This window comes from Ruegeria sp. AK4 (assembly GCF_056541025.1).
Window position 1 is genome coordinate 131,954 of record NZ_JBQFXS010000006.1, and the last position, 15,192, is coordinate 147,145.

Below are 15,192 nucleotides of genomic sequence, written 5' to 3' on the forward strand. Positions count from 1 at the left end.
TCGCTTGACCTGCCCTTTCTTTTTGTGCTGCAGTCGCATAACCTGTGCTGCAATGCATCATCCTTGGGAGGGTTAAGGGTGTCGAACCAGGAAAAACCGCTGTTGATCAAGCGTTATGCCAGCCGCCGGTTGTATAACACCGAGACCAGCGACTATGTCACGCTTGAAGATATCGCGGGGTTCATCCGGGACGGGCGTGAAGTCCAGATTATCGATCTGAAAACCGGCGACGACCTGACGCGCCAGTATCTGCTGCAAATCATTGCCGAACACGAAAGCCGGGGCGAAAATGTTCTGCCGGTCAACGTTCTCAATGATCTTGTGCGCAGCTACATGATTCCGGGCGGCGGGATGATGCCGCAGTTCCTGCAAAGCTCGTTCGAGATGCTGCGCGAAAGCCAGTCCAAGATGATGGAAAACATGAACGCCATGAACCCGATGACCCAGATTCCGGGGTTCGAGGCGATGCAGGCGCAGCAAAAGGCATTCCTCAAGGCGATGACCGGCGGTTTGTCGGGCAACTGGTCCGGTCCCGAAGGCGATGAGGAAAAGCCCGAACCCAAAGAGGATCTGGATGACATCAAAAAGCAACTCGCCGAGTTGCAGCAGAAGCTGTCCAAGCTGAACTGATCCCTCACGCGATGCGCTGGCTTGCCATTTGCGTCGCTTTGCTTTGCGGGCAAATGGCGCTGGCCCAGGGCCGCTTTGCCGAAGTCTGGTCGCCTGTGTGCACCTTGGGTGCCAAGTCGGATGCCGGATGCGATGACATCCGCGCACGCGAGATTCTGGATGCCTTTGCCACACCATGGCGTGCGATTGGGCGGGTCAACTTTGCCAGCCGGGATCAGCGGTCGCACTGCACCGGCGTTCTGATCTCTGACAGGCTGGTCCTGACCGCCGCCCATTGTCTTTACAACAGAACCCGCAACCGCTGGATTCCCGCCGCCAGCATCCGCTTTGCCGCCGGCTATCAGCGCGGAGAAGCCGTTTTGGTTTCAACCGTCGAAAGCTACCGTTTGCACCCTGATCAAACCGCCGAAGGTTTTGACAGCCGCCCCGAACTGGATTGGGCGGTGCTTGAACTGGTTGAGCCTTTAGGACAATCGCTCGGGTTTTTCGAACTCGCAGAAACCAGCGCCGGGCTCACCGCCGGAACAGTTGCCGGTTACCCCGGCCTGCGGCCTCATGTCCAGAGCCGGACGCAGGACTGTTTTCCGCGTCCGCTGGCTGACGGGCTGATGATTGCGACCTGCCCGGTGATGATGGGCGATTCCGGCGCGCCGCTGTTGATCCAAGCCCCATCCGGTTTGCAGGTGGCAGGTATCCTGTCACGCATCGCAGCGACCCCCGAAGGGATCACGGCGATGTTTGTATCGGTTGATGCGATTGCAGATTAAAGCTCAGGTCCCGTAGGCAGGAACCGGCCCGATCACCTCGCCGACCGAGGCCAGCAGGATGTCAGCAATCACGTCCAGTTCCTCGCGGGTCAGGCGCACCGGCAGGCGCACGTCGCAGGCCTTCATCAGCATCTCGCGGGTCTGCGGCAGGTCGAACTTTTCGGGCAGGAATTGCCAGTTCCAGAAGGCACGGGCGTTGTCTTCGCTCAGACCAAAGACCTGAACCTTGACGCCCCGCGCGTCCGAGGCTGCGGCAAAGGCGCGGATTTCATCCTCGCTCAACCCGACCAGATTGAACTGGATCGAATCCGGCGCGCGGAGTTCCGGGGCCAGCGGGGCAGGGACGTCGATATAGGGCGATGTGTTCAGGCGGTCGGCCACGTAATCGTGGTTCGCCAGCCCATCCCGCACACGCCGCGCCAGTTCGGGGATTTGTGGGCGGATCACGGCGGCGCTGAGGTTGCTCATCCGCAGGTTATAAAGCGGCAACTGGTTCTGCCAGCGGGCAAAGGCCTGCTGCAACTCGGGCGAATTGTCGCCGTGCGGGCCTTTGTGCTTTTTCCAGTTATGCTCATAGGCGCCCGACATGATCACGGCACGCGCAACCAAATCGGCGTCATCGGTGATCAGGATGCCGCCTTCGCCCGCGTTGATCATCTTGTAGGACTGGAACGAGAAACAGCCGACCTTGCCAATGGTGCCGATATTGCGCCCATGCCAGGTTGTGCCCAGCGAATGGGCCGCGTCCTCGATCACCGGAATGTCGCGCGCATCGCACAGCGCCATGATCGCATCCATGTCCGAGGTATGCCCGCGCATGTGGCTGATGATCACCGCCTGAACATCGTCCAGCTTGGCGGCAAAGTCTGCCATATCGATGCGATAGTTTTCACCCACTTCGCACAGGACCGGGATGCAGTCTGCATGCACAATGGATGAGGGCACGGCGGCAAAGGTAAAGCCCGGTATCAGCACCCGCGCGTCGCGGGGCAGGCCAAGCGCCTTTAGCGACAGGAACAAAGCGGCCGAACAGGATGACACCGCCAGCGCGTATTTCGAGCCCAGCAGTTCAGCAAACTCAGCCTCGAGCAAGGCAACCGGGGCGTCCTGCGGCGCGGTATAGCGGAACAGGTCGCCGGATTGCATCAAGGCGTCAATGGCCGCTCGGGCGGCTGCGGGGATGGGTTCGGCATCATGCACGTTTGGTGGCAGTGTCATATTTGGAAATCCCGAATTCTAACTTTTGTTTATCTAAATCGAAGAGCCCGCCGATGCCAAGTCCCCTTTCGCCGGGTCGGCGAAATTTCACCAAATTGTCGCAATGGTAGAAGGGTCAGATCCCCAAGCGGTCCCGCAGCGCGTACCACGTCATCGCCAGCACCAATAAAGGGCTGCGCAGCGCAGAACCGCCCGGAAAGGGCAGAGCGGGCACGCGGGCCAGAGTGTCGAAGCCTTCGGCCTGTCCCTGAATGGCCATGGCCATAAGCTGACCGGCATGGGTGGCCGTGCCGACGCCGTGACCGGAATAGCCCGACGCCGACAGGATGTTGGGGGCAACCCGCGCCAGATAGGGCATCCGCCGCATGGTTATGGCCAGCGTGCCGCCCCAGGCATAGTCGATCTTCACATCGCGCAGATGCGGGAAAATCTGCGCCATCGGCTTGCGGACGGTGGCGGCGATGTCCGAGGGGAAGCGATAGCCATAGCTTTCGCCACCGCCAAACAGCAACCGGCCATCACCGCTGAGTCGGAAATAATTCACCACGAATTTGGTATCGGCGACGGCCACGTCCTGCGTCAGAATCTTGGCCGCATCCGCCCCCAGCGGTTCGGTCGCGGCGATGAAGTTGTTGATCGGCATGACCCGCGCCGCGACATGCGGGCTCAAACCGCCCAGATACCCGTTGCAGCCCAGAATGACGTGATCCGCGGTGACCGTGCCTTGCGCCGTCCGAACGGTAGCGCGGGGACCCTGTTCGATGTCCAGAACCTCGGTGCCCTCATGGATACGCGCGCCCGCCTGCGCGGCGGCCCGTGCCAGACCCAGCGCATAGTTCAAAGGGTGCAAATGGGCCGCCCCCTTATCCAGATACCCACCTTTATAGGCGGGCGAGGGGCACAACGCATGGCCTGCCTCCGCGTCCAGCGGTTCAATCTGCCCATACCCGTACCGTCCGGACAGATGCGCGGCGTGTTCATGCAATTCCCGCCGCTCGCCATCGCTCAGCGCCATGTTGGCGACGCCGGGTTTCAGATCGCAGTCGATCTGATGGCGCGAGATCAGGGATTTGACCAGCGTCTTGGCATCTTCGGCCAGGTCCCACAGCTTGGCGGCATCGTCATCGCCAACCAGCCGCTCCAGATCCTCCTGATCCATCCGCTGCGCGCTGCCAAGCTGGCCGCCATTTCGGCCCGACGCGCCAAAACCCACGCGATGCGCTTCGAGCAGGACAACGTCAAACCCCGCCTCGGCCAGATGTAGCGCCGCCGACAAACCGGTATAACCGCCGCCGACAATGCAGACGTCCGCCTTACTGTCGCGTCCCAACACCGGAAACCGGTCCATCGGATTGGCCGTCGCCGCGTACCAACTGGCCGGATACTCGGCCTTTCGGTCATTGGAATACAGCAGGTTCATGCCGCGCCCCGGCTTCTTCTCGTGCCAAATACGGACATTCCGAACGGTCCCACAGGCCTAGACATTCAGCAAAAGATGCTCTCGCTCCCAAGGAGAGATCACCTGCAGGAACTCTTCGTATTCCGCGCGTTTTACGATCCCGTAAACGCGGGCAAATTCGGTGCCCAGAACCTCGTGCAAGGCGGTGGCTTCGTCGAACAGGTCCAGCGCGCTGCCCATGACCTGCGGGATGTCGCCATCGCCCTCATAGGCGTCGCCATAGAACTGGCGGCGCGGACGTTCCTGCTGGGTCAGGCCCAGATAGCCGCAAGCGAGCGACAGCGCGATGCCCAGATACGGGTTGCAATCCATCCCGGCGATGCGATTTTCCACCCGCCGCGCCTCGGGTCCCGACAGGGGCACGCGGATGCCGGTCGTACGGTTGTCGCGCGCCCACTCCAGATTGATCGGCGCGGCATGGTCTTTCACGTAGCGCCGGTACGAGTTCACATAGGGCGCCATCACCGCCAGCCCCGCGGGCAGGTGGTTCTGAAGACCTGCAATGTAATTGTAAAACGCATCCGTCTCGCCGCCCTGAGGACCCGAAAAGATATTCTGACCGGATTCCATGTCGATGATCGAGTGATGGATATGCATGGCCGAGCCCGGCTCGTCCTCGATCGGCTTTGCCATGAAAGTGGCGAAACAGTTGTGCCGCAGGGCGGCCTCGCGGATCAGGCGTTTGAAATAGAACACCTCATCAGCCAGTTTTACCGGATTGCCGTGACGCAGGTTGATCTCAAGCTGACCGGCCCCGCCTTCCTGCGTGATGCCGTCGATCTCGAACCCCTGATGTTCGGCGAAATCGTAGATGTCGTCGATCACCGGGCCGAATTCATCCACTGCGGTCATCGAATAGGCCTGCCGGGCTGCCGCCGGACGACCCGAGCGGCCCATCATCGGCTTGATCCCCTGCGCCGGGTCCACATTGGGGGCGACCAGAAAGAACTCCATCTCCGGTGCGACAACCGGTTTCCAGCCCTTGTCGTGGTACAGCTGCACGACGCGTTTCAGCACGTTGCGCGGGCTGAACGGGATCGGCTTGTCGTCGCGATCATAGGCGTCATGGATCACCTGCAGCGTCCAGTCGCCGGTCCACGGTGCGGCGGATGCGGTCGAGAAATCGGGCTTCAGGATCATGTCCCGTTCGATGAACCCGTCCTCGCCTGCGGCCTCGCCCCAGTCACCGGTGATGGTCTGGTAGAAGATGCTGTCGGGTAGATGGAAATAAGCCTGTTTGGCGAATTTCGACGCAGGCACCGCCTTGCCGCGCGCGATGCCGGGCAGGTCCGAGATGATGCATTCGACCTCATCCAGTCGGTGCCCGTCAATATAGGTGCGCGCTGCCTGCGGCAGTTGATCTGTCCAGTCGGCCATCAGGCCCTCGCTTTCTTGAGAAACTCGGCCATGTAGCGGGCGATCCCGGCATTGTCGTCCGGGGCGGTTTGCCGGTTTGTGGCGGCTTCCATCAGAGTGTCGGGCACAAGACCCTTGCCGCGCGTCCGCATCAGCCCGGTCACGAAATCGTTCGAAAACTCCGGATGGGCCTGAACCGTCCAGATCGTATCGCCATAAGACAGCATCGCGTTCTTGCAGAAGTCGTTCTGCCCTACGACCTCCGCTCCTTCGGGGGTCTCGACAACCTGATCCTGATGCCAGGCGTTCAGCCAGACCTTTTTGCCGTCAAAGTCATACTCAGTCCGCCCCACGGACCACCCGCCCGAGAATTTTTCGACCCGGCCCCCAAGGGCCTGCGCGATGATCTGATGGCCGAAGCACACGCCGACAATCGGTTTGCCACTGGCATGGATGTCGCGGATCAACTGCTCGAGCGGCGGAATCCATGGCAGGTCCTCATATGCGCCGTACCGTGATCCGGTGATCAGCCAGCCATCCGCATCCGCTGTGCTGTCTGGAAACACCCCGTCGACAACGGCAAAGGTTTCAAAGTCGAATCCGTTGCCGTCCAGAAGCGCCGGGAACAGTTCATCATAATCCCCGAATTCGTCTTTCAACCCATCAGGAGAGTGGCCGGTTTGTAGAATACCGATTTTCATGGTTCACCAAATTTGATCAAATTTAGCCTACCCGAGTTGTTTTGGTCGGGCAAGTGGGGTCAGACAGCCTCGAGATAGCTCAGCCAGTGGTCCTGGGCGGGGCGGTCCGCAAAGCGCGCGATCTCTTGCCGCTTGGTCATAGCCATATACCGGATCAGGTCGGGCGGAAACAGGCGGGCGACCATCGGGTCTGATTCATAGGCCGCAACGGCAGCGGTCCAATCACTGGCCAATTGCGGCAGGCCCTTGATGTCGTAGGCATTGCCCGAGATTGCGGCAGGGGGTTTCAAACCATCTTCAATCCCCACCAGAGCCGCGCCCAGAACGGCTGCCAGCATCAGATACGGGTTGATGTCCCCGCCCGCAACGCGGTGCTCGATACGCCGCGCAGCCGAGGCGCCGCCGGGGATGCGAATGGCGGCGGTTCTGTTCTCATAGGCCCAGCTTGCCCCGGTTGGCGCATGGGCGCTGGGCACGAGGCGGGTGTAGGAATTGCCATGTGGTGCGAAGATCAGCGTACTGCCGGGCATGGCCGCTAGGCACCCGGCCACGGCCGAACGCAGAAGGTCCGTGCCCTTTGGACCGCCGTCATCGAAGACGTTGCGCCCATCCCGATCAAGCACCGAAAAATGCACATGCATCCCGTTGCCCGCTTCGTCGGCATAGGGCTTGGCCATGAAGGTCGCGCAGAACCCGTGTTTCCGTGCCAAACCGCGCGTCAATGCCTTGAAAAGCCATGTATCATCGGCGCAGCGCATTGCGTCCTGATGATTCAGGTTGATCTCGAACTGGCCGATGCCGCTTTCCGAGATCGCGGTTTGGGCCGGGATACCCATTGCCGCGCAGCCATCGTAGAGGTCGGTGAAAAAGGCCTCGAACGCGTCCATTTCGGCAACGGACAAGACCGCCTCATCGCACAGCCTGCGCCCGGTGATCGGGTTGATCGGAGGTTGCGGCTGCGCCCCAGAGGCGTCGATCAGCGTGAACTCCAGCTCGGTCGCGGCGATCACGGACCAACCGCGCTGTGCGTAGCGGTCCAGCACGGCGGAAAGGGCGTGCCGGGGATCGCCGGGGAAGGGTTGGCCCGTGTCATCGTACAGGCACATCGGCACCAGGGCCGTTTCGGCGTCGAGCCAGGGCACCGGGACGGGGCCGCGTTCGGTGGGCCGCAGAACGCCATCGGCATCCCCGCTTTCGAAAACCAGCGGGCTGCCGTCGATGTCAGCCCCCCACAAATCCACGTTCAGCGCCGAAAGCGGCATCCGCACCGCGCCCTTGTCCAGCTTGTCGGCATATGCAGGCGGCACACGTTTGCCCCGCAACTGACCGTTCAGGTCACAGGCGGCGACGCGAAAACTGTGCAGGGCGCTCAGGTCCATGGGGGCCTCCGTTGCTCTCGTTTTCCGAGATGTACTGGAGCCGCCCGCGCTTGTCACTAAATTTGATCAAATTTAATGACGGGTCCCTGAGTGGTAATCCCCGCGCCTTGTGGCCAGGGCGCGGGGACCAGAGGGTCAGACGAAGTTAACACCGTTCTCTGCCATCGGCATTTCGGCGACCTGTACCCCGGACAGGGCGTTGATCGCGTTTGCCAGCGCCGGGGCGGACGGGGGCGTGCCGGGCTCCCCAACGCCCGAGGGCGCTTCGGCGGACGGCACGATATGCACGTCGATGGCGGCGATGTCACCGATCCGCAGCGGCTCGTAATCCGGGAAGTTGAACTGGTCCACGGTGCCACCGGTCAGCGTGATCTGGTCACGCATCACATGGCCGATGCCATAGCCGATGCCACCCTCCATCTGGGCGCGCACCACGTCCGGGTTCACGGCGATACCGCAATCCACGGCGCAGGTCACCTTTTCGATCCGAATGCCGTTTTCCGGGTCGCCGGACACTTCGACCACCTGCGCGGCGTAGGAACCGAAGGACTTGTGCACCGCGACTCCCTGCGCCCGGCCCGCTGGCGCGTTGCCCCAACCGGCCTTTTCAACCGCCAGTTTCAGCACGCCCGCCTTGCGCTTTTGGTCCGCGTCGGTGTCGTCAGCCAGATGGGCCAGCCGGAATTCAACCGGGTCGCGACCGGCGGCCTGTGCCGCAAGGTCCATCATCGTTTCCATCGCGTAGGCCGTGTGGGTATGCCCCACCGACCGCCACCACAGAACCGAGGTCGCCTTGGGCGTATCGGTCAAGCCTACCGCCATGCCGGGGATCGTGTAGGGACTGTCGCCGATCCCTTCGATCGAGGTGTGATCGATGCCATCATGCACCGCAATGGCCTCGAACGCGGTGCCCTTGATTATCGACTGCCCGGCCACCTGATGCTGCCATCCGACAATATTGCCATCCGCATCCAGACCCACGCGCACCTTGTGGCCAAAGGCGGGGCGGTAGTAGCCGCTGCGGATATCATCCTCGCGCGTCCAGACCAGTTTCACCGGGCGCGTACGGTCGGTGACAACAAAGGCTAAAGCAGCCTCGACCTGATAATCCGCATCCGGTGTGGCGCGACGCCCGAAAGAGCCACCGGCCAGCATTGTCTTGATGTGAATCTTCTCAGCCGGCAGTTGGAAGATCTGCTGATAGGCCATATGCGGCCCGGTCGGCATTTGCGCGCCATCATGCAGGACGATGTCACCATCTGCGGTCTGTTCGATGGTGCAGTTCAACGGCTCCATCGGCGCATGGGCGAGCAGCGGGAAGTAACAGGTCTTTTCGATGACCTTATCCGCCCCGTCTATCGCCGCCGACACTGCCGCGACATCTGCCTTGTTGACGTTAAACGTCGGCTCAGCGTCCAGCGCGGCCATGATCTCGGCCTTGATCTGGTCGGAATCGCGGGTTTCCGCGCCCGACAGGTCCCATTCGACGTCAAGCGCATCGCGTGCCTGAATCGCGGCCCAGGTATTTTCGGCATAAACCGCAACGCCCGCCTGATTGGGCAGAACGGCAGCGTTGATATAGCCTTTGACGTCTTTCGACGCGCTGTCGTCAAAGCCAAGGGCGATGCTGCCGCGGGCCTCGGGGCGTTTGATCATGGCGACCATCTGGTTCGGCAGATGAACATCCATCGCGTACATTGCCTGCCCATTGCCCTTGATCGCCGAGTCCTTGCGCCGCACGGCTTCATTGCCGATCAGCCGGAACTCGGACGCGTCCTTCAGGCGTGGCTCAGCCGGGACCTCCAGTTGCGAAGCCGCAGCCACAAACTCCGCAATCGGTGCCGACTTGTCGCCCGCTTTGACGATACCGTCTTCGATGGTGACGCCCGAAGCATCCACGCCCCAGCTTTGGGTGGCGGCGTTGATCAGCATCTCGCGCGCGGCGGCACCGGCCTGACGGTATTGCAGCCAGGAATTCGCCATCGCGGTCGAGCCGCCGGTCCCCTGAAACGGACCGAGCGCCAGATTGTTGTAGACGTTGGGATCAGAGGGTGCGAATTCGTACTCGATCTGATCCATGGTCAGGCCGATTTCCTCGGCGATCAGCGTCGGCAGACCGGTCGCAGGGCCCTGACCCTTTTCAAAGTGCTTGACGATGGCGGTCACAGTGCCATCGGCGTCAATCTTCACGAACGGATTGAACATGGCGCTTTCGGACGACGCCACCGCCAGCGCGCCATCGGGACGGGCGCCAACCAGCAGAACGGCACCGGCAGCTGCGGCCCCTTTCAGAAATCCACGGCGAGAGGTGTTGATGGTCATGGATCAGGCCTCCAGAATTTCGGACGCGCGCTGGACACCGGCGCGGATACGTTGATAGGTGGCGCACCGGCAGGCGTTGCCGTGCATGTAGCTGTCGATCTCTTCGGCGCTGGGCTTGGGGTTTTCGGACAGCAGACCCACCGCCGACATCACCTGACCCGACTGGCAGTAACCGCACTGCACCACGTCCAGTTCGACCCAGGCCTGCTGGACAGCGGCCCCGACCTTGTCGTCTCCGATTGCCTCAATCGTGGTGATTTCAGCATCCTCGACGTCTTCAACATAGGTCTGGCACGAGCGCACGGGCTCGCCATTCAGATGCACGGTGCAGGCACCGCAGGACGCAACGCCGCAGCCAAATTTGGTTCCGGTCAGCTTAAGCTCATCCCGGATCACCCACAGAAGCGGGGTGCCGGGTTCGGCGTCAACCGTGTGGGTCTCGCCGTTCAGTTTCAGTGTGAGTGGCATGAGGGGGATCTCCATGTTGGGCTGGTTACCTGAGTCGGTAAACTCACGGGTTTACTAGTGGCACAGAAAATCGAGCCTGTAAACTCTTGCGTTTACCTGGCGTTTGACCACGACCCGTCAATGGGTCTATAGCTCTGACATGAGTGAATGCAGCGCACCCAATGCGTCGAAGCACGCGCAGATCATCGAAGCTGCCGTGGCCGAGTTTCAGGAAAAGGGCTTTGCCGCCGCCAGCATGGATCGCATCTCGGCCCAGGCCGAGGTGTCCAAGCGTACGCTGTACAAGTATTTCGAAAGTAAGGAAAATCTGTTCCGCTCAATCGTGATCGAGCTGTCCAGACGCTTTGCCGAAGTGGTGGAAATCCGGTACGAAAAAGGGCGTGATGTGCGCGAGCAGTTGACCGAGCTCGCCTGGGCTGAGGGCCGCATTCTGATGTCGCCGGACGTGATGGCGATGTCCCGGATGGTGATCAGCGAAACTTTGCGCAACCCGGTTCTTGCGGCCGAGGCGCAGGGCAGGCTGGACAAGACCGCCGCCTTTATTGCCATGCTTCGGGACGCCGCCGCAGACGGCCAGTTGCAGATCGACGACCCGGAAAAAGCCGGGCGCGAGTTCATCGGTCTGATCAAGGCCCGTGCCTTCTGGCCGCTGCTGTTTTCGGGCTCTGTTCTAAGCCAGTCCGAGATGGCTGACACGATTGAGAACAGCGTCGAGATGATGATCAGTCGCTATGGCATCGCCGCGAATGGGTGAGCGATTGCAGGCGATGGCCATCACGCGGCATCTGCGTCTTGTGAATTGAATCTCCGACCGGAATATGCTTCGGGTCTGTTTCCCAAAAAGAATGTGTTAAAGCCTAGCGCGCGCGAGTCGGACGCCTGCGCCGACATTGGGAGATACCGGGGAATATTGCTGCAGGGGCAGTTGGCCGTTGTGAGGGTAGTGGGTTGAAAAATAATCTGAAAATTGCCGCTCGCCTGAGCGTGGCACCTATGATGGATTGGACGGATCGCCATTGCCGCTATCTGCATCGGCTGCTGAGTTCAAAGACGTTGCTGTATACCGAAATGGTGACGGCTCCCGCGCTGGTGCGGGGCGGCGCGTTGCATCTGCTGGACTATAGCCCCGAAGAACACCCGGTCGCCCTGCAACTGGGCGGGTCGGACCCGGATGAACTGGCGCAGGCCGCAAAGCTGGGGGCCGAGGCCGGGTACGATGAGGTCAATCTGAACTGCGGCTGCCCCTCGGACCGGGTTCAGTCGGGTACGTTCGGGGCCGTGTTGATGAAAGACCCCGCACGGGTCGCCGAATGCGTCGCCGCCATGCGCGAGGCAGTCGAGGTCGATGTGACCGTCAAATGCCGTATCGGCGTGGATGAGCAGGATCCGCAGCAGGTTCTGCCCGGCTTTCTGGATCAGATAAGCGCTGCAGGCTGCCGGCGCGTGACGATCCATGCCCGCAAGGCGTGGCTTCAGGGTCTGAGCCCGAAGGAAAACCGCGATATCCCGCCGCTGGATTACGACCTTGTACACAGGATGAAGGCGGATTTCCCTGGTCTGCATATTTCGATCAACGGCGGTATCACCTCGCTGGATGACGCGCGCGCGCATCTGGATGCAGGTCTGGATGGCGTGATGATCGGACGCGCGGCCTATCATCAGCCGACCGACATTCTGGCCTCGGCCGATCCTCTGATCTACCAGACCGGCGAAGTCAGCGATCCGATTGCCATCGTCCGGCAAATGGTGCCCTATGTCGAACAGCACCTTGTCAGGGGCGGGCGGCTGCATCAGATCACCCGGCACATGCTGGGTCTGTTCGCTGGCCGTCCCGGGGCGCGCGCGTGGCGGCGCGCCTTGTCCGAAGGCGCCGTGCGCGATGGGGCCGGGCCCGAACTCATGCTGCAGGCGCTGGATCACGTGGCGTCTATGGCCGAGGTCTGAAGGAACTGAACCACGGCCCCGATGGCCGATCTGGGGGGGGAAGATGCCCGACGCGATGTTGCTGGCCCAGATGCTGGGCCTTTTGCTTGTAATCGGGGCGCTGGCCGGTGTGCTGGCCGGATTGCTGGGCGTCGGCGGTGGTATCGTGCTGGTGCCAGCTTTTTTCTACGCCTTCAAAACCTTGGGCTATGGCGGGCCGCAGTTGATGCAACTGTGTCTGGCGACCTCTCTGGCGACGATTATCGTCACTTCCCTCCGCTCGGTTCTGGCCCACAACAAGAAAGGCGCGGTGGATTGGGACATCCTGCGCGGATGGGGCCTGGGGATTGCAATCGGGTCGGTGATCGGGGTTCTGGTCGCCTCGGCCCTTAGGACCGAGATGTTGCAGGCACTGTTCGGTGTGCTGGGCATGGTGATCGGTGCGTATCTGGGGCTCGGCCGGTCCGAGTGGCGGCTGGGGGATGCGATGCCCAAAGGGATCAAACGCGCGGTGCTGTCGCCCTTGGTCGGGTTTCTGTCCGTGCTCATGGGGATTGGAGGCGGCAGTTTCGGGGTGCCGCTGATGAGCCTTTACAACACGCCCATCCACCGCGCCGTGGCAACCGCTGCCGGGTTCGGAGTGATCATCGCGGTGCCCTCGGTGATCGGGTTTCTGTTTCTCGACATCGCACCGGAACACCGCCCGCCGCTGACCATCGGGGCCGTCAACCTTGTGGCCTTCGCCGTTGTTGTGACCATGACGATGATCACCGCGCCTTGGGGCGTGAAACTGGCCCACGCGATGGATTCCAAGCTGTTGAAACGGGTCTTTGCTGTGTTCCTGACGCTGGTTGCCCTGAACATGCTGCGCAAGGCGTTGGGGCTATGACCGACTTCCGAACCAGAGGGTGGATCAGGTTTCCCTATGATCCGGCACTGGCCACGTGGGTGGACCACGCCCTGCCGATTGCCCGCGCCGCGACCACCGATCCTGCCCATGCCGAGTGGCTGGACTGTGAAGGCACGTGGTTCATTGGCGTCGATGCCCTGCCGAACGACGAGTTGGGCCGGGTGGGGCAATCCGGCCCCTTGGCCGGGCAGGCGGCAGAGTTCATCGCGCAGCACTATGGGCAATTGCCGCTGCACAAGGGGCAGGTCTCGGTCATCTATCCGGGCTATCCCCGCCCGCGCCGGGGTGAGGGCGAAGCTGCCACGCGCTATCGCCGCAACCGGGATGCCGCCCATGTGGACGGCTTGCGCCCGATGGGGCCGGATCGCCGCCGCCGGGTGGACGAGCCGCATGCGTGGATACTGGGCATCCCGTTGACCGAAGCCAGTGCGGATGCCGCGCCAATGGTTCTGTGGGAAGGCAGCCACATTATCCTGCAACAAGCGTTCGCGCGCGCCTTGGCCGATCACCCGCGCGAAACGCTGCATCTGGTGGACATCACCGATACCTACCAAGCCGCCCGGCGTCAGGTGTTTGAAACCTGCCCAAGGATCGAACTGCCCGCGAAACCCGGTGAATCCTACCTGCTCCACCGCCATTGCCTGCACGGCGTGGCCCCGTGGGGGCAGGGGGCCTCGGCAAGTCCGGATGGGCGGATGATCGTGTATTTCCGCCCGCAATGCGCCGGGGGAGTGGCCGAATGGATCGAATCCCCATAACCTCCTGTCATTCTTTGATTTCGGAGGATTTGAGTCATGATTACGGTTCACACGAACACGGATGGTGCGCTGATCGAGGTCGAATTGTCGGGCGAAGTCACCAGCACCGATTACTCAGACACTCTGGTCCCCGCGATCGAGGTAGCGCTGGCCGAACATGACGCGGTGCGTCTGCTGGCCATCGTGCAGCCGGAATTCAAAGGCTACGATCTGGGCGCGGTCTGGTCCGACACCAAGCTTGGTGTCAGTCATTGGCGCGGGTTCGACCGGATCGGCGTGGTTGCGGATCAGGGCTGGGTGCAGACCAGCATCCGGCTGGCGGCCCCGATCCTGCCATGCCCGGTGCAGGTCTTCGAACTGGCGGAACTGGAAGAAGCCCGCCGCTGGATACGCGAATCGCTGGGCGCGGTCCACGTTACCGATCTGGGCGGGCCATGTGTGCAGATCAGCCTGCTGGGGAAGCTCGACCCCGAGGAATACCGTCAGGCTGAAACCGATCTGGACACGCTGCTGCGGGACCGCGAGGGGTTTCGCCTGTTGATTGACCTGCGCGAATTTGATGGCTGGCAGGGCCTGTCGGCGCTGGCCGCGCATTTCCGGGTGGCCAGCCGCCATATCGGAATGCTCGACCGCGCAGCGATTGTCGGGGACAAGGCCTGGCAACATATGGCGCAGCGGGTCGCGAGCCATATTCTGGGCACCCGAACCCAGTTCTTTCCGTCGGAAGATGTCGAAGACGCCAAAGCCTGGCTGGCCGCCGGTTAGGCGTTAAAAAACCATTCGCCTGAGCAGGCCTGACATGACGCAAGGGAACGTCCAGATTGCGGGGATTGTTTCTTGATTGATTGGTCAAAAACCAACAGAAGGCAGGCGTTTCCCAACCCAAAGGGAAGCCGCGTGGCCGCGCCGCGCCGCCGTGGGTCGTCGCCTACTCGACTCCAAGTCCTTGGGTTCCTCACCCCCTCGGAACCCGGGCCTGATCCCGGCGGCGCAATTCACGCGTTGCCGCCTTGCAAGCGACGCCAAAGCGCGTAGAACGCTGCAAAAAGTTGGATTACGACCCGCTAAGACGCCCCGCGCGGCCACCGCGCCGTTTCGAAAGCTGCGGCTTGCGTGCGGGCAGCTCCTGCATGATTTCAGCGCGCTCGGAACTGTCCATTTTCGACCACCGCGAGATTTCGTCGATGGTGCGATAGCAGCCGGTGCAGATCCGCTCGGTCGGGTGCACAACACAGATCTGGATACAAGGGCTTTCGACCTCGTTTCGTTTCCAAACCATGTTCGTCATTGGCGGCCTCCGA

General features: G+C 61.9%; 15 protein-coding genes. 7 read left to right on the forward strand and 8 right to left on the reverse strand.

The annotated features are described in order from the left end of the window. The first annotated feature begins 78 nt into the window (after positions 1–78). Together phaR and ACR0EZ_RS12825 are read left to right on the forward strand one after the other, a co-directional pair. On the forward strand, positions 79–630 hold the full coding sequence (gene phaR, locus ACR0EZ_RS12820) for a polyhydroxyalkanoate synthesis repressor PhaR (protein ID WP_480613565.1): 552 nt from the start codon (positions 79–81) through the stop codon (positions 628–630). Positions 631–641: 11 nt separating this feature from the next. Then, positions 642–1,397: a trypsin-like serine peptidase gene (locus ACR0EZ_RS12825; RefSeq protein WP_480613567.1), complete on the forward strand. Its 756-nt coding sequence runs from the start codon at positions 642–644 to the stop codon at positions 1,395–1,397. 3 nt (positions 1,398–1,400) lie between these two features. On the opposite strand, the gene ACR0EZ_RS12830 is transcribed toward ACR0EZ_RS12825, so the two are convergent. From ACR0EZ_RS12830 to ACR0EZ_RS12860, 7 genes are all read right to left on the reverse strand, one after another. Continuing rightward, positions 1,401–2,615 carry a DegT/DnrJ/EryC1/StrS family aminotransferase gene (locus tag ACR0EZ_RS12830; RefSeq protein WP_480613569.1) on the reverse strand — a complete coding sequence of 405 codons (1,215 nt, stop codon included), beginning with the start codon at positions 2,613–2,615 and terminating at the stop codon, positions 1,401–1,403. 115 nt (positions 2,616–2,730) lie between these two features. After that, complete coding sequence (locus ACR0EZ_RS12835) at positions 2,731–4,035, reverse strand: NAD(P)/FAD-dependent oxidoreductase (RefSeq protein WP_480613571.1); 1,305 nt, start codon at positions 4,033–4,035, stop codon at positions 2,731–2,733. A 57-nt stretch (positions 4,036–4,092) separates the two neighbouring features. Next, positions 4,093–5,451, reverse strand: a complete 1,359-nt coding sequence (locus ACR0EZ_RS12840; protein ID WP_480613572.1) for a glutamine synthetase family protein — start codon at positions 5,449–5,451, stop codon at positions 4,093–4,095. Beyond that, positions 5,451–6,131 (reverse strand): type 1 glutamine amidotransferase, encoded by a 681-nt coding sequence (locus tag ACR0EZ_RS12845; RefSeq protein ID WP_480613574.1) that lies wholly within the window; start codon positions 6,129–6,131, stop codon positions 5,451–5,453. Before ACR0EZ_RS12845 ends, ACR0EZ_RS12840 begins: the two co-directional genes overlap by 1 nt. Positions 6,132–6,190: 59 nt before the next feature. Then, positions 6,191–7,510, reverse strand: coding sequence for a glutamine synthetase family protein (locus ACR0EZ_RS12850; protein WP_480613576.1), 1,320 nt, complete (start codon positions 7,508–7,510; stop codon positions 6,191–6,193). 135 nt (positions 7,511–7,645) lie between these two features. Beyond that, a complete protein-coding gene (locus ACR0EZ_RS12855; protein WP_480613578.1) occupies positions 7,646–9,832 on the reverse strand; it encodes a xanthine dehydrogenase family protein molybdopterin-binding subunit in 2,187 nt (728 codons plus the stop codon). 3 nt (positions 9,833–9,835) lie between these two features. Next, positions 9,836–10,300, reverse strand: coding sequence for a (2Fe-2S)-binding protein (locus ACR0EZ_RS12860; protein WP_480613580.1), 465 nt, complete (start codon positions 10,298–10,300; stop codon positions 9,836–9,838). 139 nt (positions 10,301–10,439) lie between these two features. Between ACR0EZ_RS12860 and ACR0EZ_RS12865 the strand changes: the two genes are divergently transcribed. The 5 genes from ACR0EZ_RS12865 (at position 10,440) to ACR0EZ_RS12885 (ending at position 14,656) form a co-directional block, all read left to right on the forward strand. Next, positions 10,440–11,054 (forward strand): TetR/AcrR family transcriptional regulator, encoded by a 615-nt coding sequence (locus tag ACR0EZ_RS12865; RefSeq protein ID WP_480613582.1) that lies wholly within the window; start codon positions 10,440–10,442, stop codon positions 11,052–11,054. A 239-nt stretch (positions 11,055–11,293) separates the two neighbouring features. Beyond that, positions 11,294–12,244 (forward strand): tRNA dihydrouridine(20/20a) synthase DusA, encoded by a 951-nt coding sequence (dusA, locus tag ACR0EZ_RS12870; protein WP_480613938.1) that lies wholly within the window; start codon positions 11,294–11,296, stop codon positions 12,242–12,244. A 43-nt stretch (positions 12,245–12,287) separates the two neighbouring features. Further along, positions 12,288–13,112, forward strand: coding sequence for a sulfite exporter TauE/SafE family protein (locus tag ACR0EZ_RS12875; protein ID WP_480613584.1), 825 nt, complete (start codon positions 12,288–12,290; stop codon positions 13,110–13,112). Continuing rightward, positions 13,109–13,891 (forward strand): hypothetical protein, encoded by a 783-nt coding sequence (locus tag ACR0EZ_RS12880; RefSeq protein ID WP_480613585.1) that lies wholly within the window; start codon positions 13,109–13,111, stop codon positions 13,889–13,891. The genes ACR0EZ_RS12875 and ACR0EZ_RS12880 overlap by 4 nt, the downstream gene beginning before the upstream one ends. A 36-nt stretch (positions 13,892–13,927) precedes the next feature. Continuing rightward, positions 13,928–14,656: a SpoIIAA family protein gene (locus tag ACR0EZ_RS12885; protein WP_480613587.1), complete on the forward strand. Its 729-nt coding sequence runs from the start codon at positions 13,928–13,930 to the stop codon at positions 14,654–14,656. A gap of 289 nt (positions 14,657–14,945) precedes the next feature. Here ACR0EZ_RS12885 and ACR0EZ_RS12890 read toward each other — a convergent pair whose 3' ends face one another. Further along, on the reverse strand, positions 14,946–15,179 hold the full coding sequence (locus ACR0EZ_RS12890) for a DUF1289 domain-containing protein (RefSeq protein WP_480613589.1): 234 nt from the start codon (positions 15,177–15,179) through the stop codon (positions 14,946–14,948). Between the last annotated feature and the right edge of the window lie 13 nt (positions 15,180–15,192).